The 25916-nt window shown below is 64.2% G+C and carries 27 protein-coding genes; 15 read left to right on the top strand and 12 right to left on the bottom strand.

Translation table 11 applies throughout. The annotated features are described in order from the left end of the window. Positions 1 to 44 precede the first annotated feature (44 nt). From FJW10_RS02275 to recJ, 4 genes are all read left to right on the top strand, one after another. On the top strand, positions 45 to 1262 hold the full coding sequence (locus FJW10_RS02275) for an LL-diaminopimelate aminotransferase (protein WP_140898049.1): 1218 nt from the start codon (positions 45 to 47) through the stop codon (positions 1260 to 1262). Positions 1263 to 1319: 57 nt separating this feature from the next. Further along, positions 1320 to 2633 carry a homoserine dehydrogenase gene (locus FJW10_RS02270; protein ID WP_140898047.1) on the top strand — a complete coding sequence of 438 codons (1314 nt, stop codon included), beginning with the start codon at positions 1320 to 1322 and terminating at the stop codon, positions 2631 to 2633. A gap of 215 nt (positions 2634 to 2848) precedes the next feature. Then, entirely contained in the window at positions 2849 to 3832 is a 984-nt protein-coding gene (glpX, locus tag FJW10_RS02265; protein WP_140898044.1) for a class II fructose-bisphosphatase, read from the top strand. A 137-nt stretch (positions 3833 to 3969) separates the two neighbouring features. Then, positions 3970 to 5754: a single-stranded-DNA-specific exonuclease RecJ gene (gene recJ, locus FJW10_RS02260; protein ID WP_140898042.1), complete on the top strand. Its 1785-nt coding sequence runs from the start codon at positions 3970 to 3972 to the stop codon at positions 5752 to 5754. Positions 5755 to 5772: 18 nt separating this feature from the next. Here the strand turns inward: recJ and FJW10_RS02255 are convergent, their stop codons facing one another. The 3 genes from FJW10_RS02255 to folE form a co-directional block, all read right to left on the bottom strand. Then, positions 5773 to 6738 carry a patatin family protein gene (locus tag FJW10_RS02255; protein ID WP_140830655.1) on the bottom strand — a complete coding sequence of 322 codons (966 nt, stop codon included), beginning with the start codon at positions 6736 to 6738 and terminating at the stop codon, positions 5773 to 5775. Positions 6739 to 6822: 84 nt separating this feature from the next. Further along, a complete protein-coding gene (gene hisI / locus FJW10_RS02250; RefSeq protein ID WP_140898040.1) occupies positions 6823 to 7281 on the bottom strand; it encodes a phosphoribosyl-AMP cyclohydrolase in 459 nt (152 codons plus the stop codon). A gap of 40 nt (positions 7282 to 7321) precedes the next feature. Then, the gene (gene folE / locus FJW10_RS02245) at positions 7322 to 7951 is read right to left on the bottom strand and encodes a GTP cyclohydrolase I FolE (protein ID WP_140648134.1); all 630 of its coding nucleotides are present in this window, start codon (positions 7949 to 7951) and stop codon (positions 7322 to 7324) included. Between the two features lie 236 nt (positions 7952 to 8187). Here folE and FJW10_RS02240 point away from each other — a divergent pair, with 236 nt between their 5' ends. Then, positions 8188 to 8634 (top strand): iron-sulfur cluster assembly scaffold protein, encoded by a 447-nt coding sequence (locus tag FJW10_RS02240; protein WP_140707979.1) that lies wholly within the window; start codon positions 8188 to 8190, stop codon positions 8632 to 8634. A 2-nt stretch (positions 8635 to 8636) separates the two neighbouring features. Further along, complete coding sequence (locus FJW10_RS02235) at positions 8637 to 9107, top strand: cell envelope integrity protein TolA (protein ID WP_140898038.1); 471 nt, start codon at positions 8637 to 8639, stop codon at positions 9105 to 9107. A gap of 19 nt (positions 9108 to 9126) precedes the next feature. Here the strand turns inward: FJW10_RS02235 and FJW10_RS02230 are convergent, their stop codons facing one another. Further along, on the bottom strand, positions 9127 to 10044 hold the full coding sequence (locus FJW10_RS02230) for a LysR substrate-binding domain-containing protein (RefSeq protein ID WP_140830651.1): 918 nt from the start codon (positions 10042 to 10044) through the stop codon (positions 9127 to 9129). Between the two features lie 92 nt (positions 10045 to 10136). Between FJW10_RS02230 and FJW10_RS02225 the strand changes: the two genes are divergently transcribed. The 4 genes from FJW10_RS02225 to blaOXA all read left to right on the top strand — a co-directional run bounded on the left by FJW10_RS02225 (position 10137) and on the right by blaOXA (position 11955). After that, complete coding sequence (locus FJW10_RS02225; RefSeq protein ID WP_181177375.1) at positions 10137 to 10295, top strand: hypothetical protein; 159 nt, start codon at positions 10137 to 10139, stop codon at positions 10293 to 10295. A 68-nt stretch (positions 10296 to 10363) separates the two neighbouring features. Then, entirely contained in the window at positions 10364 to 10738 is a 375-nt protein-coding gene (yidD, locus tag FJW10_RS02220) for a membrane protein insertion efficiency factor YidD (RefSeq protein WP_140830647.1), read from the top strand. Between the two features lie 75 nt (positions 10739 to 10813). Beyond that, on the top strand, positions 10814 to 11020 hold the full coding sequence (locus FJW10_RS02215) for a hypothetical protein (RefSeq protein ID WP_140898034.1): 207 nt from the start codon (positions 10814 to 10816) through the stop codon (positions 11018 to 11020). A gap of 122 nt (positions 11021 to 11142) precedes the next feature. Next, positions 11143 to 11955, top strand: coding sequence for a class D beta-lactamase (gene blaOXA / locus FJW10_RS02210; protein WP_140898032.1), 813 nt, complete (start codon positions 11143 to 11145; stop codon positions 11953 to 11955). A gap of 95 nt (positions 11956 to 12050) precedes the next feature. On the opposite strand, the gene FJW10_RS02205 is transcribed toward blaOXA, so the two are convergent. The 7 genes from FJW10_RS02205 to FJW10_RS02175 all read right to left on the bottom strand — a co-directional run bounded on the left by FJW10_RS02205 (position 12051) and on the right by FJW10_RS02175 (position 18733). Continuing rightward, entirely contained in the window at positions 12051 to 13019 is a 969-nt protein-coding gene (locus FJW10_RS02205) for an ABC transporter permease (RefSeq protein WP_140830642.1), read from the bottom strand. Then, positions 13016 to 13924, bottom strand: a complete 909-nt coding sequence (locus FJW10_RS02200; protein WP_348639746.1) for an ABC transporter permease — start codon at positions 13922 to 13924, stop codon at positions 13016 to 13018. The genes FJW10_RS02205 and FJW10_RS02200 overlap by 4 nt, the downstream gene beginning before the upstream one ends. A gap of 80 nt (positions 13925 to 14004) precedes the next feature. Then, positions 14005 to 14754 (bottom strand): ATP-binding cassette domain-containing protein, encoded by a 750-nt coding sequence (locus FJW10_RS02195; RefSeq protein ID WP_140898028.1) that lies wholly within the window; start codon positions 14752 to 14754, stop codon positions 14005 to 14007. Beyond that, positions 14744 to 15505: an ATP-binding cassette domain-containing protein gene (locus FJW10_RS02190; RefSeq protein WP_246674078.1), complete on the bottom strand. Its 762-nt coding sequence runs from the start codon at positions 15503 to 15505 to the stop codon at positions 14744 to 14746. Before FJW10_RS02190 ends, FJW10_RS02195 begins: the two co-directional genes overlap by 11 nt. A gap of 1 nt (position 15506) precedes the next feature. Next, positions 15507 to 16457: a pyridoxal-phosphate dependent enzyme gene (locus FJW10_RS02185; protein WP_140898026.1), complete on the bottom strand. Its 951-nt coding sequence runs from the start codon at positions 16455 to 16457 to the stop codon at positions 15507 to 15509. Further along, on the bottom strand, positions 16454 to 17470 hold the full coding sequence (locus FJW10_RS02180) for a succinylglutamate desuccinylase/aspartoacylase family protein (protein WP_140898024.1): 1017 nt from the start codon (positions 17468 to 17470) through the stop codon (positions 16454 to 16456). The genes FJW10_RS02185 and FJW10_RS02180 overlap by 4 nt, the downstream gene beginning before the upstream one ends. 75 nt (positions 17471 to 17545) lie before the next feature. Then, positions 17546 to 18733: a substrate-binding domain-containing protein gene (locus tag FJW10_RS02175; protein WP_140898022.1), complete on the bottom strand. Its 1188-nt coding sequence runs from the start codon at positions 18731 to 18733 to the stop codon at positions 17546 to 17548. A gap of 130 nt (positions 18734 to 18863) precedes the next feature. Here FJW10_RS02175 and FJW10_RS02170 point away from each other — a divergent pair, with 130 nt between their 5' ends. The 4 genes from FJW10_RS02170 to FJW10_RS02155 all read left to right on the top strand — a co-directional run bounded on the left by FJW10_RS02170 (position 18864) and on the right by FJW10_RS02155 (position 23980). Then, a complete protein-coding gene (locus FJW10_RS02170; protein WP_140830632.1) occupies positions 18864 to 19733 on the top strand; it encodes an IclR family transcriptional regulator in 870 nt (289 codons plus the stop codon). A gap of 269 nt (positions 19734 to 20002) precedes the next feature. After that, positions 20003 to 21976 (top strand): threonine--tRNA ligase, encoded by a 1974-nt coding sequence (gene thrS, locus FJW10_RS02165; protein WP_140898020.1) that lies wholly within the window; start codon positions 20003 to 20005, stop codon positions 21974 to 21976. Positions 21977 to 22059: 83 nt separating this feature from the next. After that, positions 22060 to 23001, top strand: a complete 942-nt coding sequence (locus tag FJW10_RS02160; RefSeq protein WP_140898018.1) for a 1-acyl-sn-glycerol-3-phosphate acyltransferase — start codon at positions 22060 to 22062, stop codon at positions 22999 to 23001. A 151-nt stretch (positions 23002 to 23152) separates the two neighbouring features. Then, entirely contained in the window at positions 23153 to 23980 is an 828-nt protein-coding gene (locus FJW10_RS02155; protein ID WP_140898016.1) for an outer membrane protein, read from the top strand. 13 nt (positions 23981 to 23993) lie between these two features. On the opposite strand, the gene FJW10_RS02150 is transcribed toward FJW10_RS02155, so the two are convergent. Beyond that, positions 23994 to 24959, bottom strand: a complete 966-nt coding sequence (locus FJW10_RS02150; protein ID WP_140830623.1) for a hypothetical protein — start codon at positions 24957 to 24959, stop codon at positions 23994 to 23996. A 283-nt stretch (positions 24960 to 25242) separates the two neighbouring features. Here FJW10_RS02150 and FJW10_RS02145 point away from each other — a divergent pair, with 283 nt between their 5' ends. Then, on the top strand, positions 25243 to 25827 hold the full coding sequence (locus FJW10_RS02145) for a nitroreductase (RefSeq protein WP_140898014.1): 585 nt from the start codon (positions 25243 to 25245) through the stop codon (positions 25825 to 25827). Positions 25828 to 25916 lie beyond the last annotated feature (89 nt).

Here is a 25916-nt window from a genome sequence, read left to right as displayed (position 1 = left end):
TATATCGCGCGCCGAAAGCGCCCCTTTGATCGTCTGGAACCGCCATGGAAGAATTTCACAAGGTCCGCCGGCTTCCGCCCTACGTGTTCGAGCAGGTCAATCGGCTGAAGGCCAGCGCCCGTTCGCGCGGCGCCGACATCATCGACCTTGGCATGGGCAATCCGGATCTGCCGACGCCGAAAGCCATCGTCGACAAATTGTGCGAAGTGGTGCGCGATCCGCGCACGCACCGTTATTCGTCCTCGCGCGGCATTCCCGGCCTGCGCCGCGCCCAGGCGAATTATTATCAGCGCCGCTTCGGCGTGAAGCTCAACCCCGACACGCAAGTGGTGGCGACGCTTGGCTCGAAGGAGGGCTTCGCCAACATGGCGCAGGCGATCACCGCGCCCGGCGACGTCATCCTGTGCCCCAATCCGACCTATCCGATCCATGCCTTCGGCTTCATCATGTCGGGCGGCGTGATCCGCTCGCTGCAGGTCGAGCCCGATGACGGCTTCATCCCGGCGGTCGAGCGCGGCATCCGCCATTCGATCCCGAAGCCGCTGGCGCTGATCCTCAACTATCCGTCGAACCCGACGGCGCTTGTCGCCTCGCTCGACTTCTACAAGGACGTGGTCGCCTTCGCGAAGAAGAACGACATCATCATCTTGTCGGATCTCGCCTATTCGGAGATCTATTTCGACGGCAATCCGCCGCCGTCGGTGCTGCAGGTGCCGGGCGCGATGGATGTCTGCGTCGAGTTCACCTCGATGTCGAAGACCTTTTCCATGCCTGGGTGGCGCATGGGTTTCGCGGTCGGCAACGAGCGGCTGATTTCGGCGCTGACCCGGGTGAAGTCCTATCTCGACTATGGCGCGTTCACACCGATCCAGGTTGCGGCGGCGCATGCGCTGAACGGCGACGGCGCCGACATCGAGGAGGTGCGCGAGGTCTACCACAAGCGGCGCGACGTGATGGTCGATGCCTTCGGCCGCGCCGGCTGGACCATTCCCGCGCCCGCGGCCTCGATGTTCGCCTGGGCGCCGATCCCGGAGCCGTTCCGCCATCTCGGCTCGCTGGAATTCTCCAAGCTGCTCATCGAGCATGCGGATGTCGCGGTGGCGCCGGGTGTCGGCTTCGGCGAGCATGGCGACGACTATGTGCGCGTGGCGCTGGTCGAGAACGAGCACCGTATCCGCCAGGCAGCGCGCAACATCAAGAAGTTCCTCGCGACCACCGCCAAGCAGCCCAACAATGTGGTGCCTTTAGCCGCTCGTCGTTGAGTTGCCTGACATTTTTTGCACCTGACATTTTTTGCAAGTTGAGGGGCGTCGCCGGACATGGCTGAAGCGTTGCGTGTTGGAATTGCCGGCCTTGGCACGGTGGGCGCCTCGGTGGCGCGCGTACTGCGCGACAAGGCGGCCGAGCTTGCCCGGCAGTGCGGTCGCGACATCGTCGTGACCGCCGTTTCGGCCCGCGACCCGAAACGCGACCGCGGCATCGATCTGAGCGCCGCGAAATGGTTCGACGATCCGGTCAAGATGGCCGAGAGGGCCGATATCGACGTCTTCGTCGAACTGATCGGCGGCGACGAGGGACCGGCGCGGCTGTCGGTGAAGGCAGGGCTCGAGGCCGGGCGCCATGTCGTGACCGCCAACAAGGCGCTGCTTGCCAAGCATGGCGTGGCGCTTGCCGAGATCGCCGAGAAGAAGGGCGTGCTGCTCAACTACGAGGCGGCGGTGGCCGGCGGCATCCCTGTCATCAAGACGATGCGAGAGGCGATGGCGGGCAACGCGGTGACCCGTGTCTTCGGCATCCTCAACGGCACCTGCAACTACATCCTGACCCGCATGGAAGCCGAAGGCATCGCCTTCGACGCCTGCCTGAGGGATGCGCAGCGGCTCGGCTATGCCGAGGCCGATCCGACCTTCGATATCGAAGGCCATGACACGGCGCACAAGCTGTCGATCCTGACCAGCCTTGCCTTCGGCACCAGGATCGCCGCCGGCGACATCTATATGGAAGGCATCTCCAACATCACCCAGGCCGATATCCGCGCGGCGGGCGATCTCGGCTACCGCATCAAGCTGCTCGGCGTCGCGCAGCGCACCGACAGCGGTATAGAGCAACGCGTGCACCCGACCATGGTGCCGACGGCGTCGGTCATCGCGCAGGTGCATGGCGTCACCAACGCGGTGGCGATCGAGACCGATATCCTGGGCGAGCTCTTGCTCTCGGGCCCAGGCGCGGGTGGCAATGCCACCGCTTCGGCGGTCGTCGGCGACATCGCCGACATCGCCAAGAGCCGGCCGGGCTTCCAGCACGGCCCGGTCTTCGGCCGGCCGGCGAAGGAACTGAAGCCCTACAAGAAGGCGCGGATGCGCAGCCATGCCGGCGGCTATTTCATCCGGCTGACCGTGCATGACCGCACCGGCGTCTTCGCGGCCATCGCCAAACGCATGGCCGACAACGACATCTCGCTGGAATCGATCGTCCAGCAGGCGGCCGGCCCGGAAACGCAGGCGCAGAAGACCGTCATCCTCGTTACCCACGAGACGACGGAGGCGGCGGTGCGCAAGGCCGTGGAAGGCATCACCAAAGACGGTCATCTGACCGACAAGCCGCAGGTGATCCGCATCGAGCGGGCGGAATAGCCAAGTCCGATTCCGTCTTCAATCGATTGATTTTGCTGTCATTTCAAAAATTGACGGGGCAAGTCTTGCCGTTGTCATGGAGCTTTGCCAGAAGAAGCGCGCCTTTGGCGGGAGGCGGAGCAAGTTCGGTGCTCAACGGCTCTGGAATTGCTCGCAGCAACAATTAGAGCGGTTCAGAATTGTACCGGTCTCATGTCAACGAGGAATGCCCATCCATGAACATGGCCCAGAACATCGCCGCCGGTCTCGATCGGATCCTTACCATGGAAGTCGTGCGCGTCACCGAGCGGGCGGCGGTCGCGGCGGCAAGGCTGCGCGGGCGCGGTGACGAAAAGGCTGCCGACCAGGTGGCGGTGGACGCCATGCGCCAGGAGCTCAACCGGCTGGCCATCAAGGGCACGGTGGTGATCGGCGAAGGCGAGCGCGACGAGGCGCCGATGCTCTATATCGGCGAGGAGGTCGGCACCGGCAAAGGTCCGGCCGTCGATATCGCGCTCGATCCGCTCGAAGGTACGACGATTTGCGCCAAGAACCTGCCCAATGCACTTGCCGTCATCGCCATCGCGGAAAAGGGCAGCCTGCTGTTCGCACCCGACGTCTACATGGACAAGATCGCCATCGGGCCCGGTTATCCGGACGGCCTCATCGACATCGACGTGCCGCCGACCGAGAACCTCGCCCGGCTGGCCAAGGCCAAGGGCGTGGCGGTGCCGGACATCACCGCCTGCATCCTCGACCGGCCGCGCCATGCCAGACTGATCGACGCAGTGCGCGCCACGGGCGCGGCGATCCGGCTGATCGGCGACGGCGATGTCGCCGGCGTCATCCACACCACCGATCCAGACGAGACCGGCATCGACATCTATCTCGGCACCGGCGGTGCGCCGGAAGGCGTGCTGGCGGCGGCCGCACTTCGCTGCACCGGCGGACAGATGCAGGGCCGGCTGATCCTCGACACGCCGCAGAAGGTGGCGCGAGCCGAGAAGATGGGCATTTCAGACCCGAAGCGGGTCTATCGCGTCCAGGACATGGCGCGCGGCGATGTGCTCTTCGCCGCGACCGGCGTCACCGACGGCAACCTGCTCGACGGGGTGAAGTTCGGCCGCACCTTCATCACCACGCACACCATCGTGCTGCGCTCGTCCTCGCGCACGGTGCGCGAGATCAAGGCCAGGCATCAGGATCTGGATAAGTTCTGATCTCGCTTAGCCCGAGCGCTTTCCGCAATTCGGGGAAAACGTTCCACACCTTTCCCCGGATTGCCCGCTTCCCCGCAATTGCTCTGGACGTCGCATGTTGATATCTGCGCAGCAATGATGTGCAGACGGCGCGTCGCATGACCGGCGAGAAACGGTTCTTCCTCGATGTCAGGCAATCGGCGACCGGTGTTTCCTGGGAACACCGGCTGACCGAGCGGCAGGACATGGCCGCGCTCGCGATCGCGCAAGGCCATGGCGTGCCGGATATTGTGGCGCGGGTGCTTGCCGGGCGCGGCGTCAACGTGGAGCAGACCGAGCGTTTCCTCGATCCGACCATTCGCGAGCTTCTGCCGAACCCGGCATCGCTGACCGATATGGAGAAAGCGGCGGCGCGGCTGGCCGATGCGATCGTCGTCCGCGAGAAAGTGGCGATCTTCGGCGACTACGACGTTGACGGCGCCGCGTCGTCGGCGCTCATCAAGCGCTTTCTCACGCATTTTTCGGTGCCGTCGGAAATCTACATCCCGGACCGCATCTTCGAGGGCTACGGACCCAATCCGGAAGCGATGCGGGAGCTGATCTCGCGCGGCGCGAAGCTGATCGTCACCGTCGACTGCGGCACCAACAGCGCGACCTCGATCGACGCGGCCAGCGAGGCCGGCGCCGATGTCGTGGTGCTCGACCATCATCAGGTCGGCGGCCCGCTGCCGGCCGCGGACGCCGTGGTCAACCCCAATCGCGAGGACGACCTGTCGGGGCAGGGACATCTGTGCGCCGCCGGCGTCGTCTTCCTGTGTCTTGTCCAGACGGCGAAGGTGCTGCGCGCGAGGCTACCGGACGCCGCGCCGGTCGATCTGCTTTCAATGCTCGACCTGGTGGCGCTGGCGACGGTCTGCGACGTGGTGCCGCTCACCGGGGTCAACCGCGCCTTCGTGGTCAAGGGGCTGCAGGTGGCGCGCCAGCAGAAGAACGAGGGGCTGGCGGCGCTGGCGCGGGTTTCACGCGTCGGCGAGCCGATCAACACTTTCCATCTGTCCTTCCTGATCGGCCCGCGCATCAATGCCGGCGGCCGCATCGGCGATGCCGCGCTCGGCAGCCGGCTTTTGGCCACCGACGATCCCGTCGAGGCGACAGGGATTGCCGAGACGCTGGACCGGCTGAACCAGGAACGGCAGCAAATGGAGCAGGAGATGCTGGCGCAGGCGCGCGCCGAGGCCGATGCAGAGCTTGCCGGCGGCAACGGCCCGGCAGTCATCGTCACCGCCAGCAACACCTGGCATCCGGGCATCGTCGGGCTGATCGCTTCTCGGCTCAAGGATTATGCGCGCCGGCCGGCCTTTGCCATCGCCTTCAATTCGACCGGCATCGGCACGGGCTCCGGCCGTTCGGTGACCGGCTTCGATCTCGGCCGGCTGGTCCGCGAGGCGGCCGAGGCCGGGCTGATCGTCAAGGGCGGCGGCCACGCAATGGCGGCGGGTATCACCGTCGAGCGCGCCAAGCTAGGCGAACTGCGCGCCTTCTTCGAGGAGCGCGCCGCGGCCGACGTGTTCCGGCTGCAGAACGAGGAGAGCCTGGCGATCGACGGCGCCTTGGCCGCCGAGGGCGCCACCATCGCGCTGCTCGACGCGCTGGAGAAAGCCGGGCCGTTTGGCGCCGGACACATCGCGCCGGTGTTCGTGCTGCCGCGCCATCGGCTGGCCGACGCGCGCGCGATCGGCACCAACCACATCCGCGCGGACCTGCAGTCGCAAAGCGGCGGCAAAATCCAGGCCATGGCGTTCCGTGCCGTCGACACCGCGCTCGGTGAATTCCTGTTCAAAAACAGGGGCAGGACCGTGCATATCGCCGGTTCGCTCTCGGGCAATTACTGGAACGGCAACCGCACGGTGCAGTTTCGCATCAGCGATGCGGCGCTGGCTTAACGACGCGATAGGGGGAATTCAGACCAGAACGGTCTGCAGCCGGGTCAGTTCGTTGATCTGGGACTTCGTCGCCTGGTAGCCGAGGCTGATCGCCTCGTCGGCGCGATGGAATTCCGTCAGGCCGATATGGCTGAGCTTGGGCTGCAGCGACATATCCGGCGGATCGCCCGCGAGCCTGGCCCGCGAAATCCGGTCCTGGATGATGTTGAAGGCCTCTACCATGACGCCAGTGATACCAAGGCGGGTCTGGTGTGATTGGGGATTGACCTGACCGGGGCGCGGCGCGTCGTTCTCGACAAGCAGTTCGCCGGCGCTGTGCTTGATGACGGCGGCGCGGCCGAACAGGTCGTAATGCAGGTTGACGGCCACGACGAGCGGCTGCTCATAGGCGCGGCAGACCGAGACCGGCACCGGATTGACTAGCGCGCCGTCGACCAGCATGCGGCCGTTGCAGGCCACCGGCTCGAAGACGCCCGGCAGCGCATAGGAGGCGCGCATGGCGGTGACGAGCGAACCGCTCGACAGCCAGATCTCATGACCGGTGCGGATTTCAGACGCGACGGCGACGAAAGGTTTCGACAAGTCCTCGAAACGGGCGCCGTCGAGGTGCTCGCGCAGGCGCTGATCGAGCCTCATGCCGCCGAACAGGCCGCTGCCGCGAAGATTGAGATCGAGAAGGCCGAAAATGCGCCGCTTGGTCAGGCTTCTGGCGAATTCTTCCAGTTCGTCGAGCTTGCCGGCAAGGTAGCAGCCGCCTACCAGCGCCCCGATCGAGGTGCCGGCGATCATCGATACTTCGATACCGGCCTCGTCAAGCGCGCGCAGCACGCCGATATGGGCCCAGCCGCGCGCGCATCCGCCGCCGAGCGCCAGCGAGATACCGGCTTTCCTGCCTGGCTTCGGGTCAGACGCCCCGCCGGACGATGCGGGGCCGTTGGCCTCCCGAACGTCAGGTCTGCTGCGCAATGACGCCCATTCGAGCATCACGATCTCCCTTGTCCCATATCCCTTCTACCGCAAGGATATTTGAGAATAGTGAATATGGGTGGTTTTTGAATATTGAATGGTTCACACCGGCTTCCGATACGTCTGGTCCGCATCGAACAGCGGTCTGCTGCCGTCGTCGACAAGCGTCGCCTTGCCGTCGTTGAGCCCCACCGTCCGATAAAAGCATGAACGCCTTCCGGTGTGACAGGTTGCGTCGTGGCCCAACACTTTGACGCGCAACCATATCGCGTCCTGGTCACAATCCGTGCGCATCTCGACGACGTGCTGGAAATTGCCGGAGGTTTCGCCCTTCTTCCACAGCGCGTTGCGCGAGCGCGACCAGTAATGGGCAATGCCGGTCTCCAGCGTAAGCGCCAGCGCCTCGGCATTCATATGCGCGACCATCAACAGCATGCCGTCGCCGGCGTCGGTGACGACGACGGTGACGAGGCCCGCCGCATCGAAGCGCGGAGAAAGGATAGTGCCTTCCTCCAGCGCATTCTTGTCTGACGAAGCTTTTGGGAATTCGACTGCCGACATCGCCGGTCCTTGTATGTTCGGGCCGGCAAGGGCCGGCAAATCAGCCGGCGCGCACCATAGTGACGAAGCGGACCTGCTCCTCGGGCGTATCCTTGAAGACGCCGGTGAAGGTCGAGGTCAGCGTGGTCGAGCCCTGCTTGCGGATGCCGCGCATGGCCATGCACATATGCTCGGCTTCGAGCATGACGGCGACGCCGCGCGGGTTGAGAACATCCTGGATGACGCCGGCGATCTGCGCCGTCATCGCTTCCTGGGTCTGCAGGCGATGCGCGAAGATGTCGACGACGCGCGCGATCTTCGACAGGCCCACGACCTTGCCGTCCGGCAGATAGCCGACATGCGCCTTGCCGATGATCGGCACCATGTGGTGCTCGCAATGCGAATGGAACTTTATGTCCCTGACAATGACGAGATCGTCATAGCCGGCGACTTCCTCGAAGGTGCGGCCAAGCTCGTCGGCCGGGCACATGTCATAGCCGTTGAACATTTCGCGGAAGGCTTTGGTGACACGCTTGGGCGTGTCGATCAGGCCTTCGCGGTCCGGATTGTCGCCGGTCCAACGCAAAAGCGTACGCACGGCGGCTTCGACCTCGGCCTCGCTCGGCCTGTCGGTGACCGGCTTGTCCAAATACTCGGACGGGGGCATGATTTTCTTGATGACGGCATCCATAAAGGCGTCTCCCGTAGTCCCACTCAAAGGTGGGACGAGTTGAACGGACCACGACCTTTTGGGTGAAAATCGCCCATTTCCATCCCGCAAGCGGCGTGAACATATGGACAGGGACAGCGGCTTGTCGTCGCCTTGTCGATGCCCGACTGCGATTATTATATATGGTTCTGGCGGCGCGAAAGGAAGACGCGACAGCGGCAAAGCCTGTTCGCTGGGCGGCGACGGATTGGAAAAATATGATCGACGACGTCTACAATGCGAAAATTCTCGGTTTCGCCGGGAACATAGGGCGGATCGGCCGGCTCGACGATGCCGACGCGACAGCCAGGGCGCATTCCAAATTGTGCGGCTCGACCGTCACCGTCGACCTCAAGATGGACGGCGACGTGGTGACGGATTTCGCTCATGACGTGAAGGCCTGTGCACTCGGCCAGGCCTCATCGTCCATCATGGCTCAGCATGTGGTCGGCGCCCGCGCCGACGAACTGCGTGCCGTGCGCGAAACCATGCTGAAGATGCTCAAGGAGAACGGCGCACCGCCCGATGGCCGTTTCGCCGACCTCAAATATCTGGAGCCGGTGCGCGACTACAAGGCGCGCCATGCCTCGACCATGCTGACCTTCGACGCGGTGGTCGATGCGATCGGCCAGATCGAGAAGAAGCGCGCCGGACAGGCGGCTTGAGGTTGGGAATTCAGCTTTCGCTAGGGGTGGGCGTGCGAGCTTCCGTTTTTGCATTGAGCTTTGCTACTTTACTTGCGTTGAGCGGCGGCGTGAGCCGGGCTGACGTGGCGCTCCAGCGGGATATCGGCGCCTATTTGATGAGAGCTATCCAAGTCTGTTGGATCCCGCCGGCCGATACCCACGGCGTTGCGCGCGTCAAGATCAGCCTGAACAAGGACGGCTCGCTCGCCGGCCCACCAAGGATACTTAGTCCCGTGACACCATCGCCGGACAAGGTTGCCGAGGCTGCTGTTCGGGCGATCAGGCGTTGCGCGCCATTTCCCGGGCTGACATCCTATGCGGACCACTACGATCTATGGCGCGATGTCGTTCTCACATTCAACCCGGCAGAGGACACGTCACAGAAGCCCTTGGGCATCGATGCCAAGGATCTCGAAAAACTTCTGGAAAAATATAGCAAGAAGCCGGATTAACCGGAGCAGCGCGCGCGCCTCAGATGTTCGCTTCCTGCGCCTGCCTGCTTTTGGCGAATTCGATTCTCACCCAGTCGGCAAAAGCCTTGGCGGGTTCCGGCAGACTCCGCAGGCTCCTGGCCACCAGCCAGTAGGCGCCGGAAGCGACATCGATATCGAACGGCTTGATCAAAGTGCCTGCCGCGAGTTCCTCGCCGACCAGCAAGAGATCGCCGAGCGCCACGCCATGGCCGAGCAGCGCAGCCTGTTTCGAAAGCGAGATGTCGGCCAGCATCGGGCCACGCGCGGGGACCGCATCGGCGGGCACGCCGGCTGCTTGGAACCAGCGCGCCCAACCTTGGCGGTTTTCCTCGTGCAGCAGCGTGTAGTGGCGAAAGTCGATCGGCTTCTCCAGGGGAGGGCCGGATGCCAACAACCCCGGCGACAGAACCGGTGAATCGACGGTCGAGACCAGGCGCTCGGCCTCGCTGCGCGGCCATGACGTGGCGTGCGCGCTGAAACGCAAGGCGAGTTCGGGCTGATCGCTGCGGAACTCGATCGGCCGTGGGTCGACTTCGAGGGAGACATCGATATCGGGCCGCAATTGGCGGAAGCGATTGAGCCGCGGCACCAGCCACACGGCGGCAAGCGACGGTTCGACGCTTACACGGACGACGGCTTGCGCCGGCGAGGCCGTAAGCTCCGAAAGCACCCGGTCGATGTCGTCGAAGCTCCTGACCAATCGGTCGAGCAGCCGTTGCCCCGCATCCGTCAGTTCGACGCGGCGATGGAGGCGCAGAAACAGCGGTCTGCCTAGGAAGGTCTCGAGCTCGCGGATCTGACGGCTGATCGCGGCCTGCGAGACATAAAGCTCTTCGGCCGCCCGGCTGAAGCTCAAATGCCGGCCGGCCGTCTCAAAACTCCTGAGCGCCGTCAGCGGCAGCCGTCCTCGCTTCATTCGCATAACCTCAAGTTATCCGATGAGGAAATTATACTCGTTTGAGAGGGAAGGCCAGCGGCAGTCTAATCGGTGCTCAAAGGAGCACTGCCATGAACCAGTTCCTGACCATTTTGAACGACGTCATGCGGATCGCCACCTTTCAATGGCACGGCGAAGCCTTGCGAGGCGGCTGCGAGGAACGTCGGAATGCACCCTGCCACCACGTGCCGCCCGCCAATAGGTATCCCACCCGGCGCTCCCGGCTTTGACGGCAAACATTGCGTTTTCGCGCCGAAGGTCACATCTATCGCGCAGTGAAACAGGCCTGCGGAGACAGATGGGCGACCATCACGGATATACGCACGGCGCCCGGCCGATCCGGCGCGGGCGCAACTGGCCGGGGCCTTGGCGCAAAACGCCCGGGCGCATCCTGGGCACGTCGCTCGTGCGCCTCTATCAACTGACGCTCTCGGGCTTTGTCGGCAACAGCTGCCGGCACCTGCCGACCTGCTCCGAATATGCGCATGAGGCGATCGCTCGCCATGGCCTTTGGGCCGGTGGCTGGATGGGCTTGTTCCGCGTCCTGCGTTGCGGGCCGTTCGGAACGCACGGCATCGACCGCGTGCCGGAGACGCTTGCCCGGCGCTATGTCTGGTTCATGCCCTGGCGCTACTGGCGGATCGGCAAGAAACGCGGCGAAACCAACAGCTGAGGCTTGTCCCGAAACGGGTGGCGGCGCCCGCCGGCCGAAGCGACACTGGAGCCCTCCAAGATGCGAGGTTTCCCCATGATGTCTCTGTTCCTGGCCATTCACGCCCATGCCGCCAAGCGGGGCGATGGGCTGCGGCCCCAATTCCTCGGACTGGTGCCGCAGCCACGCGATATGCCGAAAGCCGTGAATGAAAATCCAGTCAGCTCTGCCGATGAGCCAAATGGCGCTTTGAAGGCCGATCCGCAGCCGGGCAAGACAGTTCGTAGGCCTGTCATCGTCTAAGCTTTGTTTACCGTCCGGTAGGGTTAACGCGAAGCTGCACGAACACTGCGAATTTGAGACAAAATCGAGACATGTCGTCTCGCTAAGCCGCTCCCGCAATCTCATTCCGGAGTGACTTCGCCATGCGCCAGATGGACCGCTATCCCTTCATTTTCGCCATCGTCCTCTTCCTTCTGGCATGGATGCTGGGCTTGCCGGCGCGGGCGCAATCGGCGCCGCTCGACGATATCCACTGCACGCTGATCCAGGATTCACGGAGCGGCGAAACGCTTTACCAGGACGGCGTCTGCGACAAGCGCGTCAGCCCGGCGTCGACGTTCAAGGTGCCGCTGGCGCTAATCGGCTACGATTCCGGCATTCTGAGCGATCAGCACACGCCGAGCTGGGACTACAAGCCGGAATTCAAGGCGGCGAAGCGTGACCAGAAGACCGTCGATCCGACGATCTGGGAGCGCGACTCCATCGTCTGGTACTCGCGCGAGATCACGCGGCGTCTCGGCGCCGAGAAGTTCTCCTTCTACGTGTCGAAATTCGGCTATGGCAACAAGGACGTCTCGGGCGATGCGGGCAAGGACAATGGGCTGACGCAATCCTGGATAAATTCCTCGCTCGAGATATCGCCGGTCGAACAGACGGCTTTCCTGCGCCAGCTGCTCGCAGGCAAGATGCCGGTGTCGGCCAAGGCGCATGAGATGACCAGGGCGATCCTTCCGACCTTCGCAGCAGGGGATTGGACCGTGCAAGGCAAGACCGGCAGCACCAGGCTCGGCCAGGACGGCAAGCGCTCGCTCGGCTGGTTCGTCGGCTGGGCCGAGAAGAATGGCCGCCGCATCGTCTTTGCCCGGCTGGTCGTCGATGCCAAACGGACCGATAAGCCGAAAGGCCTCGCGACGCGGGCGGCGTTCCTGAAGGATTTGCCGCAACTGGTGAAATGAGGCTCGCCCGACATAAAGTTAAGAGAAGGCGATCCGACAGTGGGACCAGTCGCGGCTGATCGGACGGTGCGCCAGGCACGCTCAAGCGATCGCGCTCAGATCAGCGTGCGGACGTGGGCTTCGCGGCCATAAATCGAGACCAATGCGAGAATGACGAGCCCCAGGGCGGCTTGCACCGTGGAAGGCGCGAGGCCGAGGCCGATTAGAAATGTGTTGAGCTCGATCAGGACTGCCGAGCCGGCAATCGTGCCGATCAGGCTGCCGCGCCCGCCGACGAGCGCGGTGCCGCCGATCACCACCGCGGCAATGGTCTGGAACAGGTAAGGTTGGCCGACGTCGCCATAGGCCGAGCCGGTGAAGCCGAGCAGGAGGATGCCCGCGAGCGCGGCGAACAGGGCGCTCAGCGCGTAGCTGACGATAACGATCCGATGCGGGTCGATCAGCGCCAGCGGCGCCGCGGTCGGGTTGCTGCCAAGTGCATAGACCTGCCGGCCGAACGGCGTGCGAACAAGCATCACATGGACAAAGATCGCCAGCACCGCGAAGCACGGCACGACCCATGGCACAGGCAGCCGGCCGATGGTTCCACCGATCGACACGAACTCGCTTAGATAGGCCGGAGCCGAACCGGTGGGCAGCCCACCGGTCCACATCAGCACGATCCCCTGTACGGTGGTGCCGACGCCGAGCGTTACGATCAACGGGTGGATCCTGAGGAAAGAGGATAGCGTGCCGTTGAGGGCTCCGATGGCCATCGACAGCAGCGCCACGACGAGGCAGACCAGCCAGAACGCCATCCCGTCGCCATAGAGCGAGGCGGCAACGACATTGGCGAAGCCGATGACGAAGGGGATCGACAGGTCGATTCCGCCAAGCAGGACCACCAGTGTCTGGCCGATGGACGCCACGGCTATGAATGTCGCCAGAACGAGCATCGAGCGGATGGCGAACGGTGCGCCGAAGCCCTCGATCGCCAGCGAGCCGAGGACGAGCAGCACCAGAGCCATACCGATGGCGCCCAGGGTGCGGCTTGTGTTGGCGCCGAGGCCGGGAAGGACGTTCATCTCGATCCTCCAGCGATCCGGCCGGTCAGCGCGTTCAGCGACACGGATGCGACCAGGATGACGCCGTAGAGGGTGTGCAGCAGGAAACTCGAGACGTTGAAATAGGTGAGCGTGCTCTGCAGCAGGAAAATCACCGCCGCGCCCAGCGCCGCGGCCGCGAAGCCGCCGCGCCCTCCTGCGAGGCTCACGCCGCCGAGCGCCACCCCGGAGATGGCGACCAGCGTGAAGGTCGGGCCGACATTGGGGTCGGCCGAGCCGAGCAGCGCGCTGAGCAAAAGCCCCCCGGCACCGGCAAAAAGGCCGCCGAGCGTGTAGGCGAAGACACGCACGCCGGTCACGGGGACGCCGGCGGTGAAGCAGGCACGGTCATCGCTGCCGCACGCCATCAGCCAATCATAGACGGTCAGGCGTTTCGCCAGCAGCCAGATTGCCGCCATGCCGGCGAGCGGAACTATGGAGTAGGGGCCGGCAAGGGCCTTCAGCCAGCCGGGCGCGGTGCCCTCCGGCGCTGGCAGAAAGGTCAGCGTCACGCCGCTGAGCACCAGATAGGTGCCGAGCGTGGCCACGATCGGCTGGATGCGCAGCACCGCGGAGAGCAGCCCGTTGAACAGCCCGACAAGCGCGCCGATCGCAAGGGCGACCGGCACCAGCACCCAGGGTTGGTCGATACCCAGATCGCCCGCCAGTACCTTGACCAGGATGATGTTGATGAACCCCATCAACGGACCGATCGACACGTCGATGCCGCCGCGCCCGGCCATGATCGCCGGCATGGAGGCGATGGCCGCCGCCAGCGTTGGGCCGGCCAGGCCGATGACGGTGCCCCAGGAGCCGGGCAGCATCCAGGCCCGATTCAGCCATAGGTCGACGATGAGCAGCGCGAGAAGGATAACCAAGGCCGGCACCGACTCGCGGCGACCTGCCAGGAGCGCTCCGATGCCACGGGATCGCGTGGGCGCGTCGCCGGCAATTGGCACGGAGGCTGTCATGCGACGCGCCCGAACATTGCCGCGATCACGGTGCCGCTGTTCATATCAGCCCCCGAAAAGGTAGCGACGAGGCCCTGCTCTCTGAACACAAGAAGCCGATCGCAGAGGCGGAAGATCTCCTCGAGCTCCGAGGACAGCACGACGAGCGCCATGCCCTCCTGTCGCGCGAGATCGCGGAAGGCTTGGTAGAGCGTTTCACGGGTCCGCTGATCGACGCCGCGAGTGGGGTCGTTGAGGAGGAGAATCCGGGGTTCGCGCGCCAGCCAGCGCGCCAGCAGCACCTTTTGCTGGTTGCCGCCCGAAAGAGCGGTGATGGGCTTGTTGCCCCCGGGCGCCACGATCGACAGCCGCTCGCGGTAGCGTTCGAAGCGTTCGCGCCTGGCTCGCGTGCTGATCAATCCGAAGCGGCAATCGCGCCCCAACGTCGCCATGCTGAAATTGTCGAGGATCGACAGCGAGGGGAAGATGCCGTTGGCTCTGCGGTCGCGGGCAAGATAAGCGATGCCTAGCCGCGTCGCGTGGCGGAAATCGTCGATTTCGACATAGTCGGTTCCGCCATGACGGACGAGGACGCGACCGCCGACCGGCGCGCGCAAGCCGGCAAGCGTTTCGAGGAAGGCGTCCTGGCCATGCCCGTCGAGCCCGGCGAGGCCGACGATCTCACCCGCATGGATGAGTTCGTCCAGCCCGGGCGTATTGTGGGCAAGCGACACGCCTTCGACGCGCAGGGCCGGCTCAGAGGGCATGATCGAGCTCCCTGGCGGCGGCGGGCGCCATCAATTGCAGCAGCCGCTCGGCCGAAACCGACGCGGTTTCTAGCGTATCGACCAGTTGCCCATTGCGCAGCACGGTGACCCGATGGGCTAGACGCATCACCTCGTCCATCCGGTGCGAGATGAACAGCACCAGGCCGCCCGCCCGGGCATGGTCCTCGATCATCTCGAACACCGCGTTGCGGTCGCCGAGATCGAGTGCGGCGGTGACCTCGTCAAGCACAAGGACCTTCGGGCGGCGGACCAGAGCCCGCGCCAGCACGACCAATTGGCCCACCGCCAGCGACAGCGACCCGGCGGGCGCATCGAGATCGATCGGCAGGCTGGTGATCCGCGAGAGAGCCGAGGCGGCTATGCCATGACGCGATGAGCGGCTGGCGCGCCAGCCGAACGCCGAGCCGGTGCCGAGCACGATGTTGTCGGCGACGGAGCGTTCGGGGGCGAGCAGCACTTCCTGGAAAACGGTCGCCAGGCCGAGTTGCTGGATGCGCGCCGGATTGGAACTGGTGACCGGCCGGCCAAGCATCCGGATGCTCCCGGACGAGGGCGCGACGATCCCCGAAAGCAATTTGACCAAGGTGCTCTTGCCGGAGCCGTTCTCACCCAGGATGGCGTGGACCGAGCCGGCCTGGAAGGCGAGATCGAGGTTCGACAGCGCCAGGGTCTCGCCATAGCGCTTCGACAGACCGCACGCTTCGAGCATCGGGGTGCGCTCGTCTGTCATCTCATTGGCCATCCGCGCCAATGCCATTGCTGCCGGCGCCGCAGATAAGCGTCGCGACCTTTGCGCGCGGCGGCAAACGAAGCCTGCCCGAGCGCAAGGCTGCGATGCCGGCCGCGCCGCTCAGGTCGGCCGCGATGCCGAATTCGAACCACAGCCAGCGCGCAGCCGCCTGCATATCCTCGTCGTTCACAAGGACGATCTCGTCGACATGATCGCGCACGATGCAGAAGATGCGCTCGTCCGTTCGCCCGCAAGCCATTGTGGCGATGCGGGTGGTGACGGCCGGCAAGGTGACCACATGACCGGCGGCAAGTGAGGCCTTGAGCGTCGGCGAACCGACGGGCTCGATGCCGACGATACGGATCGAAGGTTTCAGCGCCTTGAGCGCGACCGAAATGCCGGAGATCAATCCGCCGCCTCCGATGGCGACCAGCACGACGTCGAGTTCCGGCAGCGCTTCGATAAGCTCAAGCCCGATCGTGCCCTGGCCGGCCACGACCTGGGGGTCGGCAAAGGGGTGGAAATAGGCCGCGCTGCGCTCCTTGGCGAACGCCAAGGCCGCGCGGTTGGTGGCATCCCAGATGGCGCCCTCGACGCGGACCTCGGCGCCCCACATACGGAGCTTTTCGATCTTCGCCTGCTCGGCCGTCTCCGGCACGAACACCGTCGCCCGCACTCCGGCGGTCGTTGCCGCCCGCGCGGTCGCAAGGCCATGATTGCCGCCCGAAGCGGTCACGATGCCGGCGGCGAGCGCTTGCCGGGGCGTGGTCAGCAGCCGGTTGGTGGCCCCTCTGGCCTTGAAGGAGCCGGTCGGCTGCAGCGACTCGAGCTTCATCCAGACTTCGGCATCCGCCAATGGCTGCCGAGTGACCGTCGCGTTCACGACCGGCGTGCTTCGGATGTATGGGGCGATGCGTTCGGCGGCCGCCCGCACATCGTCGAGGCCGATCACGGCAATTGCCCGCGATAAGGCGTCGCCACGACCATGCAGACGTTGCCGGGCCGGACCTGGCCCGGCTGGCGACGTACGTAAACGATGCCGTCGGCCCGGTAGCGGAGCGTTTCGGGGGCGCGACCGGGATTGGCAAGGAAATGAATGCGCCCGGCCGGCTCGCCGGCATGCACCTCAACGCCGTTGAGATGCAGGGGTTCGAACACGCCTGTCTCGGTGGCGAGCACATAGGCATCGGGAGTGACCTCATAGATATCAGGCCGCTTCAAGGAAGGCGGCCCATCCTTTCCGGGCGGCAGCACGCCAAAATGCGCCAGCAGGTTGCGCAGGCCTCGCCGGACGACCGCCAGCGCTTCAATGGATACCGCGCCGCCGCCGGCGAGCTCGGTGCCGACCACCGTCAATCCCGCGCGCACCGCCGTGGCCGTCGAGGTTCGTGGATCACCGCGATTGGAGATGACCACGACCATGGGCGCGCCGAACGCCACGACCGCGTCGATGTTGCGCTTGAAGTGCGCTGGATCGGCGGCCGGCTCGATGGCGGCGCTCGGCACGTTGACGGATGACGATCCGCCGGAATGGAGGTCGACGAAGACGTCGGCCATCGGGAATAGGACATCGCTGATGAAGGCGGCGATCTGGGCGGTAATGGTGCCGCCGTGATCGCCCGGGAATACGCGATTGAGATTGAGGTCGTCGACCGGCGAGGTTCGACGACCCGCCACGACCGCGGGCAGGTTGATCGCCGGCACGATGATCAGCCGGCCCGAGATGGAGGCCGGATCGAGATCGCGGATCAGCTCGCCGAGCGCGATCGGCCCTTCGTACTCGTCGCCGTGGTTGCCGCCCTGCAGCAGGATGGTCGGCCCTTTGCCGTTCTTGATGACGGTGAGCGGGATCGGCACGACGCCCCAGGCATCCTCATGAACGGAAAGCGGGAGGTTGACGAAGCCGATCTGTTTTCCGTCCTTTTCGAAATCGATATCCGTGCTGGCCGTGCTGACGAGCTTCATGATGGTTCTGCCAAAAAATGTCTGGAAGTGAGGAAGGGCCCTCCGAGGAGGGCCCTTGTGAGGTCTTGACGGGAGTTATTGGGCGCAGGGATCCGGCGTTTTGGCGTAGTCGAATTCCGGCGTCGGCGCCGGCTTCTTGAAATACCCGTTCATCAGGTCTTCCGGCATCGGATCCTGCGGCGCGACCGGGAAGACCGACACGGCGTCGGCCGTCATGCATGAGCGGTACCATGAACCGAGGTCGCCGACCTTGACGTCGGGGATCGGAATTTCCATCAGGCTCACCTTGGGCTCCTGGCCCAGCAGCATCCGTACGCCGACGCGCACGGCGGTCTGCGCCGTCCATGATGGCAGCAGCGCGCCGCCCGTGAACTTGAAGTCCGGATGCGCTTTCCAGTAGCCGAGGGCATCGCCCGAGATGCTGCCGGTGATGACTGGCGCCGGCCTGCCGGCCTGAGCGAAGGCCTCGGCCACCACGCGCGCTTCGCTGCCCGAGGTCCACACCGCGTCGATCGGACCCGGATTGGTTGCAAGCGCCTGCAGCACCACCGTCTTGGTCACCGCCGCGGTCCAGTTGCCGTTGACGTCGCGCACGACCTTCACGTCGGGCGATTCCGCGAACCCCTTGTCGGCTCCGACGCGCTGCTCGGCGACGAGCGGACTGCCGGCAATGCCCTCGACCCTCAGCACATTGCCCTTGCCGTTAAGCGCCGTGGTGATGTCCTTGGCCATGTCATAGCCGAACTTGATGTAGTTGGAATCGACGCTGACCGCGTAGGGCGTGGTGACGAGGCCCACCGAGACCACCGGAATGCCCGCCTTATAGGCCGCCTCGATGGCGTCGTTCAGCGCTGTAGACGATCCGGCCACGACAGTGATGACGCTGCATTTCTTGTCGATGAAGGCACGGAGCTGGGCGATCTGCTGGCTGGTGTCACCGTTCGAGTCCGAAAGCTCGAAGCTGCTGACGCTGCCGTCGGCCTGGAAAGCGCCGACGAGGCTCTTGAAGTGATTGGTCAGCGCCACTCGCCAGGGATTCCCCTGATACGATTCAGAATGGCACCATTTCCACGGCTTGGCCGGCATCGCGAAGCCGTCGAAGGCCGAAGGCTGCACATTCTGTTCAGCCCCGACATAGAGGCCGCGCAGATTGTCCGGCAGCGTGGCGAGCGCCGCCTTGCCGTCGGCAAGAGCGGCTATCGGATTTGCCAGCCCGGCGAGTAGCACAGCTGGGAGAAGTATGCGCACGGCATGCGTATCCATGGTTCGAGTTCCCCTGTTGATTTCATATATGATAGCATGTTTTAATAGGTAATAGAAACTTCGGGCGCTTGTCAATTGCCGCCGAGATCAGCAAATTCCTGCCGACCGGAACCAGCGGGACCAGAATCAGATGGGTGGGCCAAGAAAAAGCGACGTCGCCGCGCCGGCGGAAAAAACGCCCAGAGAGGGGCAAGCAGCCTATCTCGCGCCCGCGCTGGAGAAGGGCCTGGACGTGCTCGAGCTGCTTGCCCGACAATCCGAAGGACTGACCCAGAGTCAGATCGCGCAGCAGCTCAGCCGTTCGCTGCAGGAAGTCTACCGTATGGTCGTCTCGCTGGAGCGCCGGGGCTATATCCGCCGCGGACCCCAGGACGAGGCCTTCAGGCTGTCGATGAAGCTCTACGACCTTGCGCTCGCTTTCCCGCCGATCGAGATGCTCACCACGGCAGCCAACCCGATCCTCTTGCGGCTTGCGGCCGAAACGCAGCAGTCGATCCTGCTGACGGTGCTGGAAGGGGCGTTCATTCGCACCATCGCCTACGCCGACAGTCCGGCACCGCTGGGCTTCCGGGTGCGGCTCGGCACATCGAGTCCGGCAGAGCATACCGCCTCGGGCCGGGTGATCCTCGCTTTCCAGCCGCCAACGATACGCGAGTGGAATTTCGACGCGCTGGCGGCCAACGGCATCGATCGGGCGGAATTGCGACGGGTGCGGCAGCGCATCGAAGCCATCGCCGCGCGGCACTACGAGCTGATCGCGGGTGAAAACATTGCCGGTATCACCGACGTGAGTTTCCCGATCCTCGACGGCCGGGGGCAGGCCTTGGCTGCGCTGACCATGCCATTCCTCCAGTCGGTGCGCGGGCGGGTGCCGATCCAACAGGCTGCCGCTTCGCAATTCAAGGCGGCCTGCGAGCTGTCGAACATCCTGGGCGGCACGCCGCCCGAGCCCGAATTCCCGCTATCGGACCCGTTGACCCGCGCCCCGCACCCCGAATGAGAGCGGCTTTACACGGGGCTCGACCCAGGCAAGGGCTCCGCCATGATAGGCCGCGATATACCCCCGGCTTTCGGTCCGCTCATAAAAGCGGCGGCAGGCGCAGGCCTTACGACATTTCCTGACGGCCGCTCTTTACCTCGCGCGACACTGCCTCTAAAACCGCGCCGCTGCCGGACGCCTCCGGCTAACCCTCTGCTTGCCGCAACGCATCCGGCGGCATGCATTTTCACCACCCGCGCTCGTTTGCGGGACTGGATAGGAGAACCCTGATGCCGAATTCCGTTTCCCTGACATTTCCCGATGGTTCCGTCCGGGAGTATGACGCGGCGCTGACCGGCGCGGGTCTTGCCGAATCGATCTCCAAGTCGCTGGCCAAGAAGGCTGTCGCCTACAGTCTCGACGGCACCGTTCGCGATCTTTCCGATCCGCTCGGCACCTCCGGCAAGGTCGAGATCATCACCCGCGAGGATCCGCGCGCGCTGGAACTCATCCGCCACGACACGGCGCATGTGCTGGCGGAGGCCGTGCAAGAGCTGTGGCCGGGAACGCAGGTGACAATCGGGCCGGTGATCGAGAACGGGTTCTATTACGACTTCGCGCGCAACGAGCCGTTCACGCCGGACGATTTCCCGGCGATCGAGAAGAAGATGCGCGAGATCATCGCGCGCAACAAGCCGTTCACCAAGGAAGTGTGGTCGCGCGAGAAGGCGAAGAAGGTCTTCGCCGACAAGGGCGAGCGCTACAAGCTCGAGCTGATCGACGCCATTCCGGAAGACCAGGACCTCAAGATCTACGCCCAGGGCGACTGGTTCGACTTGTGCCGCGGTCCGCACATGGCCTCGACCGGGCAGATCGGCAATGCCTTCAAGCTGATGAAGGTGGCAGGCGCCTATTGGCGTGGTGACTCGAACAATCCGATGCTGACGCGCATCTACGGCACCGCCTTTGCCGACCAGGCGCAGCTCGAGGCCTACCAGACGCTGCTGGAAGAGGCGGAGAAGCGCGATCATCGCAAGCTCGGCCGCGAGATGGACCTGTTCCATTTCCAGGAAGAGGGGCCGGGCGTCGTCTTCTGGCACGCCAAGGGCTGGAAGATGGTGCAGAACCTGATCAACTACATGCGCCGCCGCCTCGACGAGCACGGCTATCAGGAGGTCAACGCGCCGCAGGTGCTGGACAAGAGCCTGTGGGAGACGTCGGGTCACTGGGGCTGGTATCGCGATGCGATGTTCAAGGTGACTGTCGCCGGCGACGACACCGACGACGACCGCGTCTTCGCGCTGAAGCCGATGAACTGTCCCGGTCACGTGCAGATCTTCAAGCATGGGTTGAAGTCTTACCGCGAACTGCCCGTCAAGCTTGCGGAGTTCGGCAATGTGCATCGCTACGAGCCGTCGGGCGCGCTGCACGGGCTGATGCGCGTACGCGGCTTCACCCAGGACGACGCGCATATCTTCTGCACCGAGGAGCAGCTCGCGGCCGAATGCTTGCGCATCAACGACCTGATCCTGTCGACCTATGCCGATTTCGGCTTCGACGAGGTCAGCGTGAAGCTGTCGACCCGGCCGGACAAGCGCGTCGGCACCGACGAGGCTTGGGACCATGCCGAGGCGATCATGAGCAACGTGCTGGAGACGATCCGCGCGCGCTCCGGCAACCGCATCAAGACCTCGATCAATCCGGGCGAGGGCGCCTTCTACGGTCCGAAGTTCGAATATGTGCTGAAGGACGCCATCGGCCGCGAATGGCAATGCGGCACCACGCAGGTCGACTTCAACCTGCCGGAGCGCTTCGGCGCCTTCTATATCGGCTCGGACTCGGAGAAGAAGCAGCCGGTGATGGTGCATCGCGCGGTCTGCGGCTCGATGGAGCGGTTCCTCGGCATCCTGATCGAGAACTATTCCGGCCATTTCCCGCTGTGGTTCGCGCCGCTGCAGGTGGTGGTGGCGACGATCACCTCGGATGCGGACCAATACGCCATCAAGGTCGTCGAACGGCTGAAGGCGGCCGGGCTGTTGGCCGAGACCGACCTGCGCAACGAGAAGATCAACTACAAGGTGCGCGAACATTCCCTGGCCAAGGTCCCGGTCATCCTCGTCTGCGGCAAGCGCGAGGCGGAAGAGGAAACCGTCAATGTCCGCCGGCTGGGCTCCCGCGACCAGGAATCGCTGAAGCTCGACGAAGCGGTGAAGCAGCTTTCCAACGAGGCGGTCTCGCCCGACCGCAAGCGTCGCGCAGCCTGACCTACCAGCACTTCCTAGAATGGCGGTGGCGTCTCCACCGCCATTTTCATATGCCTGTCACGCCAGCCTTGTAACGAGCCGCCATGCTCAAGTTGAAACTGCCGGAAAGACGATTTCCCGAGCTTTCCTACGCCAACCCGCATCAACCGGTGCTGACGCGCTGGTTCATCCATTCGGTCGAGGGGCTGTCGGGTCGCGACCGCTTTGCGGCGCTCTATGACTTCTGGCGCCGCCAGGTGGTTCCCACCGGTGATCGGGTGTTCACCCGCATGCTGGAGCTGATCGATGTCAAGGTGCGCAACGCTGTGCGGTGGCCGCCGGCGGCGCTGCCCGATACGCCGCTGGTCATCGTCGCCAACCACCCCTTCGGCATCGGCGACGGCATTGCCGTGCTTTCGCTTGTCGAGCAGTTGGGCCGCCCGTTCCGGGTCATGATCCACAAGGACTTGCTCAGGATCCGCGAGATGGAGCCCTATTCGCTGCCGATCGATTTTTCCGAGACAAAGGAAGCGCTGAAGAACAATATGGCGGTGCGCCATGAGGCCGTGAGGCTGTTGAAGGAAGGTGTCACCATCGTGATCTTCCCCGCTGGCGGTGTCGCCACGGCGCCCAAGGTCTTCGGCCGCGCCATCGACCTGCCATGGAAGATGTTTCCGGCCAAGCTGGTTCAGGAGGCCAAGGCCTCTGTCATCCCGATGCACTTTTCCGGCCAGAACGGGCGTCTGTTCCACCTCGTCAGCGGTCCGATGAACATGGCCGAGCGCGACAACCGCGTGGCCAAGTTCATCGGCAAGGCATCGTTGACGCTGCGTCTTTCCCTGCTCATCCGCGAGTTCGCCCGCCTGTCAGGCAGGACAATCGAGGTGCGCATCGGCGATGTGCTGAGCTGGCGCGACCTCGAGCCGCTGCGCGAGCGCAAGGCGCTGCTCGATCGTCTCTACCGCTCGGTCTTCGACCTGGCGACGCCGGCTGCGCAACGCGGTCGTGTGCCGTTCCTGCCGAGGCGGACGCGCAAGGCCGCCTGAATGACAAGCTGCCGTCTTGGCGACATAGTCACCCTTGATGGCCTTATTTAGCTGTTGCTTGAGTAATTTATAGATACTTATACTGTGGCTCAATAGCCACAGTCACAAGTTGCGCGATTTGCTATCAAAGGCTGGGTGGGGAGCTGAGCCGATGAATATCGCCAACACTATTGTACTGACGGGACTGGTCCTGGGTGCCGCAGGAGTTGGTATCAACTCCGCAATGGCCGGCGATGCGGCCCCCTCCTGGAGTGGCGCCTATATCGGCGCCAATATCGGCTATGGCTGGGATTCGGGGGATTTGGGTTTATTATTGAAACCTGGGCCTGAACACGCACCGCCTGATTTTCCTATTGAAGACATTCAGGCGATTGTAGACGCTCTAAACGAGGTCGGTGCGTTTCCAACGTCGATGTCGCCCTCCGCACGCGGCGTCGTTGGCGGCGGGCAGGTTGGCTATAACTGGCAGCTGCCTTCCAACTGGGTCGTCGGCATAGAGGCGGATATTCAGGCGTCGGGGATAAAGGGCTCGGAGACGCAACTAAGGAGCCCCCAGTTTTTTGATCAGACAGATACGACCGTCAGCAAGAAAGTTGACTGGTATGGCACCGTGCGCGCCCGCGCCGGCTATCTCGTCGATCCGCAATGGCTGGTCTACGCGACTGGCGGTTTGGCCTACGGCAAGACCAATATTGGCTTCAGCACGGTCAATTTACCTGCCATACCCGTGCAGAATCCCTGCTCCGAAGTTGATATTTGCGTGAACAGTTCGTCCGACAGCACCCGGTTGGGCTGGGCGTTGGGAGCGGGCGTCGAGACGATGCTGGCGCCCAACTGGAGCGTCAAAGCCGAGTACCTCTATGTTGATCTCGGGCGTCGGTCTTTTACAGCTCCCGCGACTGCTCCGCTGGATTTCAAAGTGTCGGCCAAGTTCCACGAGCATACCGTTCGCATCGGCCTGAACTACCACCTCAACTGAGAGCCGGACCCGGTCAGTCGGCGCCTTCCTCCGGATCGATGGCGGACGATTCATTGGCCACAACCTCGATTTCCTGGTTCTGGCCGGCAACCACCGTGAAATCCTTCTGATAGATGCGGTCGCGGTTCTTGGCGATGATGGTGTATTGGCCTTCGGCCAGCACCATCGAGGCGAAGGCGCCGACCGCTTCCTTGATCGGATCGCCGCTCTCGTTGAGCAGCGACCAGGATGTGTCGGCGATGGCTTCGCCGCCGGGCTCGCGCACCAGCTTCATCGTCATTTCGGCGGCGCGGTGCTCGACGGTTGCCTCCGTCAGCTTGCCGGCCTCGACACGGATGTCGGAGCGGATCACCGCGTTGACCGCGCCATAGGTGGAGACGACATGGTAGGTGCCGGCGTTCAGCCGCACCACGGTGTTGGGTGCGACTTCAGGGGCGATCAGCGCGCGGTCGCCATTGGCCGCGGCCTCGCCTTCATAGATCGAGAAGCGCAGTTTCTTCGACGGAATGGGCGCGCCGCCCGATGTCACCGCGTCGAGCTTCAGGCCGCCGGCGTCGAGCACGAGGCTTTCGCGCCTGGCCTCCTTGCCGACGGTGATGCGCTTGGTGGCGCCGGCGCGTCCGTAGGAGGCATGGACGAGATAACTGCCGGGATCAAGCTGGAACACGGCCGCGCCGCCATGCGCGGACGCCACCATCGGCAGCTTGCCGTCGCTGGCGGGTTCCGGCTTGAAGACGCGCCAGACGATGCCGCGGGTGATGTCGGCGCCCTTGTCGGTCAACTGCGCTGACAGCGTGATGGCGCCGCCGCTGCCGAGCGCCAGCGGAGCCTGGCTCTTCGGCGTCGCATAGCTCGAAATGCCTGGAAGTTTGATGTCGCCGACATCATTGGCGTTCTGGGCGAGCGCGAAGGAAACCGGCACCGCGAACAACGCAGCGACCAGTGCGATCACGAAAAGGCGCAGAGTCCCCTCAAACATGCTTGCGTTGAAGCCCAAGGCGGTGGCAATTTCAAGACCTAGAGCCGAATGATTTCAGGTCGAATTGACCTGAAATCTGAATCCGGCTCTAAGTCAAAGAAGTAGAGCATGATGTCGTCCGAAAACCGCCTCACACTTTTCGGCATCATGCTCTAGAAGCGCGTCGCCCGACGCGGCAGCTTCTTATCCGGCGCAAAACGCCACCGCCCGAGCCGCCCGACCTCCCGATGGCGTGCTTCAGCTCAAAATTGAATGCTATTGAATGCTTAGGAGACTTGCGCCCATGGTGTCGCCGATCATCGACTTCCTGCTCACCCGCAATTCCGCGCCGATCCCCGACCTCAAGGAGCCGGCGCCGAGCGACGCCGAGATCGCGACGATGATCGCGGCGGCCTCGCGCGTGCCCGACCATGGCAGGCTCGAGCCCTGGCGTTTCATCCTCTATCGCGGCGAGGCGCGCATCGAGGTCGGCAAGAAGCTGGCGGCGCTCGCCGAACAGCGCGAGGGGCCGTTGCCGGAAGGCCGACGCAACCAGGAACTGGCGCGCTTCTCGCGCGCGCCGCTGGTGATCGGCGTCGTGTCGGTGCCGAAGGAGAACCCGAAGATCCCACAATGGGAGATGTTCCTGTCGGGCGGCATGGCCGCCATGAACCTGATGATAGCGGCCAACGCGCTGGGCTATGGCACCAACATGATCAGCAACTGGTATTCCGACGTGGCCGAGGGCAGGGCGATCCTGGGGCTGTCGCCGCAGGAGCGCGTCATCGGCTTCGTCCATATCGGCTCCCATCAGGGACCAACGCCGGAGCGACCGCGGCCCGATCCGGCAAAGCTCTACGGCGATTACACGGGACCATGGGCAGGGTGAACCGTCTATGGACGCCGCAAAGGGGCGCGGCCTGGCTCACGATTCTTCGAAGGCGGTGCGTCCGCGCCGACGGAAGGATTGGAGCGGCG

This window comes from Mesorhizobium sp. B4-1-1 (genome assembly GCF_006439375.1).
Classification (GTDB): Bacteria; Pseudomonadota; Alphaproteobacteria; order Rhizobiales; family Rhizobiaceae; genus Mesorhizobium.
This window is presented reverse-complemented; position numbering and strand designations above follow the sequence as displayed.

What these genes read in the sequence shown, in the direction of transcription:
- FJW10_RS02215 (WP_140898034.1), top strand. Translation starts at nt 10,814, where the DNA reads ATGATGTCTCTGTTCCTGGCCATTCACGCCCATGCCGCCAAGCGGGGC.
- FJW10_RS02145 (WP_140898014.1), top strand. Translation starts at nt 25,243, where the DNA reads ATGGTGTCGCCGATCATCGACTTCCTGCTCACCCGCAATTCCGCGCCG.
- recJ (WP_140898042.1), top strand. Translation starts at nt 3,970, where the DNA reads ATGACCGGCGAGAAACGGTTCTTCCTCGATGTCAGGCAATCGGCGACC.
- FJW10_RS02180 (WP_140898024.1), bottom strand. Translation starts at nt 17,470, where the DNA reads ATGAAGCTCGTCAGCACGGCCAGCACGGATATCGATTTCGAAAAGGAC.
- folE (WP_140648134.1), bottom strand. Translation starts at nt 7,951, where the DNA reads ATGGATGCCGTCATCAAGAAAATCATGCCCCCGTCCGAGTATTTGGAC.
- FJW10_RS02190 (WP_246674078.1), bottom strand. Translation starts at nt 15,505, where the DNA reads ATGACAGACGAGCGCACCCCGATGCTCGAAGCGTGCGGTCTGTCGAAG.
- hisI (WP_140898040.1), bottom strand. Translation starts at nt 7,281, where the DNA reads ATGTCGGCAGTCGAATTCCCAAAAGCTTCGTCAGACAAGAATGCGCTG.
- FJW10_RS02225 (WP_181177375.1), top strand. Translation starts at nt 10,137, where the DNA reads ATGAACCAGTTCCTGACCATTTTGAACGACGTCATGCGGATCGCCACC.
- FJW10_RS02170 (WP_140830632.1), top strand. Translation starts at nt 18,864, where the DNA reads ATGGGTGGGCCAAGAAAAAGCGACGTCGCCGCGCCGGCGGAAAAAACG.
- FJW10_RS02230 (WP_140830651.1), bottom strand. Translation starts at nt 10,044, where the DNA reads ATGAAGCGAGGACGGCTGCCGCTGACGGCGCTCAGGAGTTTTGAGACG.
- FJW10_RS02205 (WP_140830642.1), bottom strand. Translation starts at nt 13,019, where the DNA reads ATGAACGTCCTTCCCGGCCTCGGCGCCAACACAAGCCGCACCCTGGGC.
- glpX (WP_140898044.1), top strand. Translation starts at nt 2,849, where the DNA reads ATGAACATGGCCCAGAACATCGCCGCCGGTCTCGATCGGATCCTTACC.
- FJW10_RS02160 (WP_140898018.1), top strand. Translation starts at nt 22,060, where the DNA reads ATGCTCAAGTTGAAACTGCCGGAAAGACGATTTCCCGAGCTTTCCTAC.
- FJW10_RS02240 (WP_140707979.1), top strand. Translation starts at nt 8,188, where the DNA reads ATGATCGACGACGTCTACAATGCGAAAATTCTCGGTTTCGCCGGGAAC.
- FJW10_RS02175 (WP_140898022.1), bottom strand. Translation starts at nt 18,733, where the DNA reads ATGGATACGCATGCCGTGCGCATACTTCTCCCAGCTGTGCTACTCGCC.
- FJW10_RS02275 (WP_140898049.1), top strand. Translation starts at nt 45, where the DNA reads ATGGAAGAATTTCACAAGGTCCGCCGGCTTCCGCCCTACGTGTTCGAG.
- blaOXA (WP_140898032.1), top strand. Translation starts at nt 11,143, where the DNA reads ATGCGCCAGATGGACCGCTATCCCTTCATTTTCGCCATCGTCCTCTTC.
- FJW10_RS02150 (WP_140830623.1), bottom strand. Translation starts at nt 24,959, where the DNA reads ATGTTTGAGGGGACTCTGCGCCTTTTCGTGATCGCACTGGTCGCTGCG.
- FJW10_RS02195 (WP_140898028.1), bottom strand. Translation starts at nt 14,754, where the DNA reads ATGCCCTCTGAGCCGGCCCTGCGCGTCGAAGGCGTGTCGCTTGCCCAC.
- FJW10_RS02270 (WP_140898047.1), top strand. Translation starts at nt 1,320, where the DNA reads ATGGCTGAAGCGTTGCGTGTTGGAATTGCCGGCCTTGGCACGGTGGGC.
- FJW10_RS02155 (WP_140898016.1), top strand. Translation starts at nt 23,153, where the DNA reads ATGAATATCGCCAACACTATTGTACTGACGGGACTGGTCCTGGGTGCC.
- yidD (WP_140830647.1), top strand. Translation starts at nt 10,364, where the DNA reads ATGGGCGACCATCACGGATATACGCACGGCGCCCGGCCGATCCGGCGC.
- thrS (WP_140898020.1), top strand. Translation starts at nt 20,003, where the DNA reads ATGCCGAATTCCGTTTCCCTGACATTTCCCGATGGTTCCGTCCGGGAG.
- FJW10_RS02255 (WP_140830655.1), bottom strand. Translation starts at nt 6,738, where the DNA reads ATGCTCGAATGGGCGTCATTGCGCAGCAGACCTGACGTTCGGGAGGCC.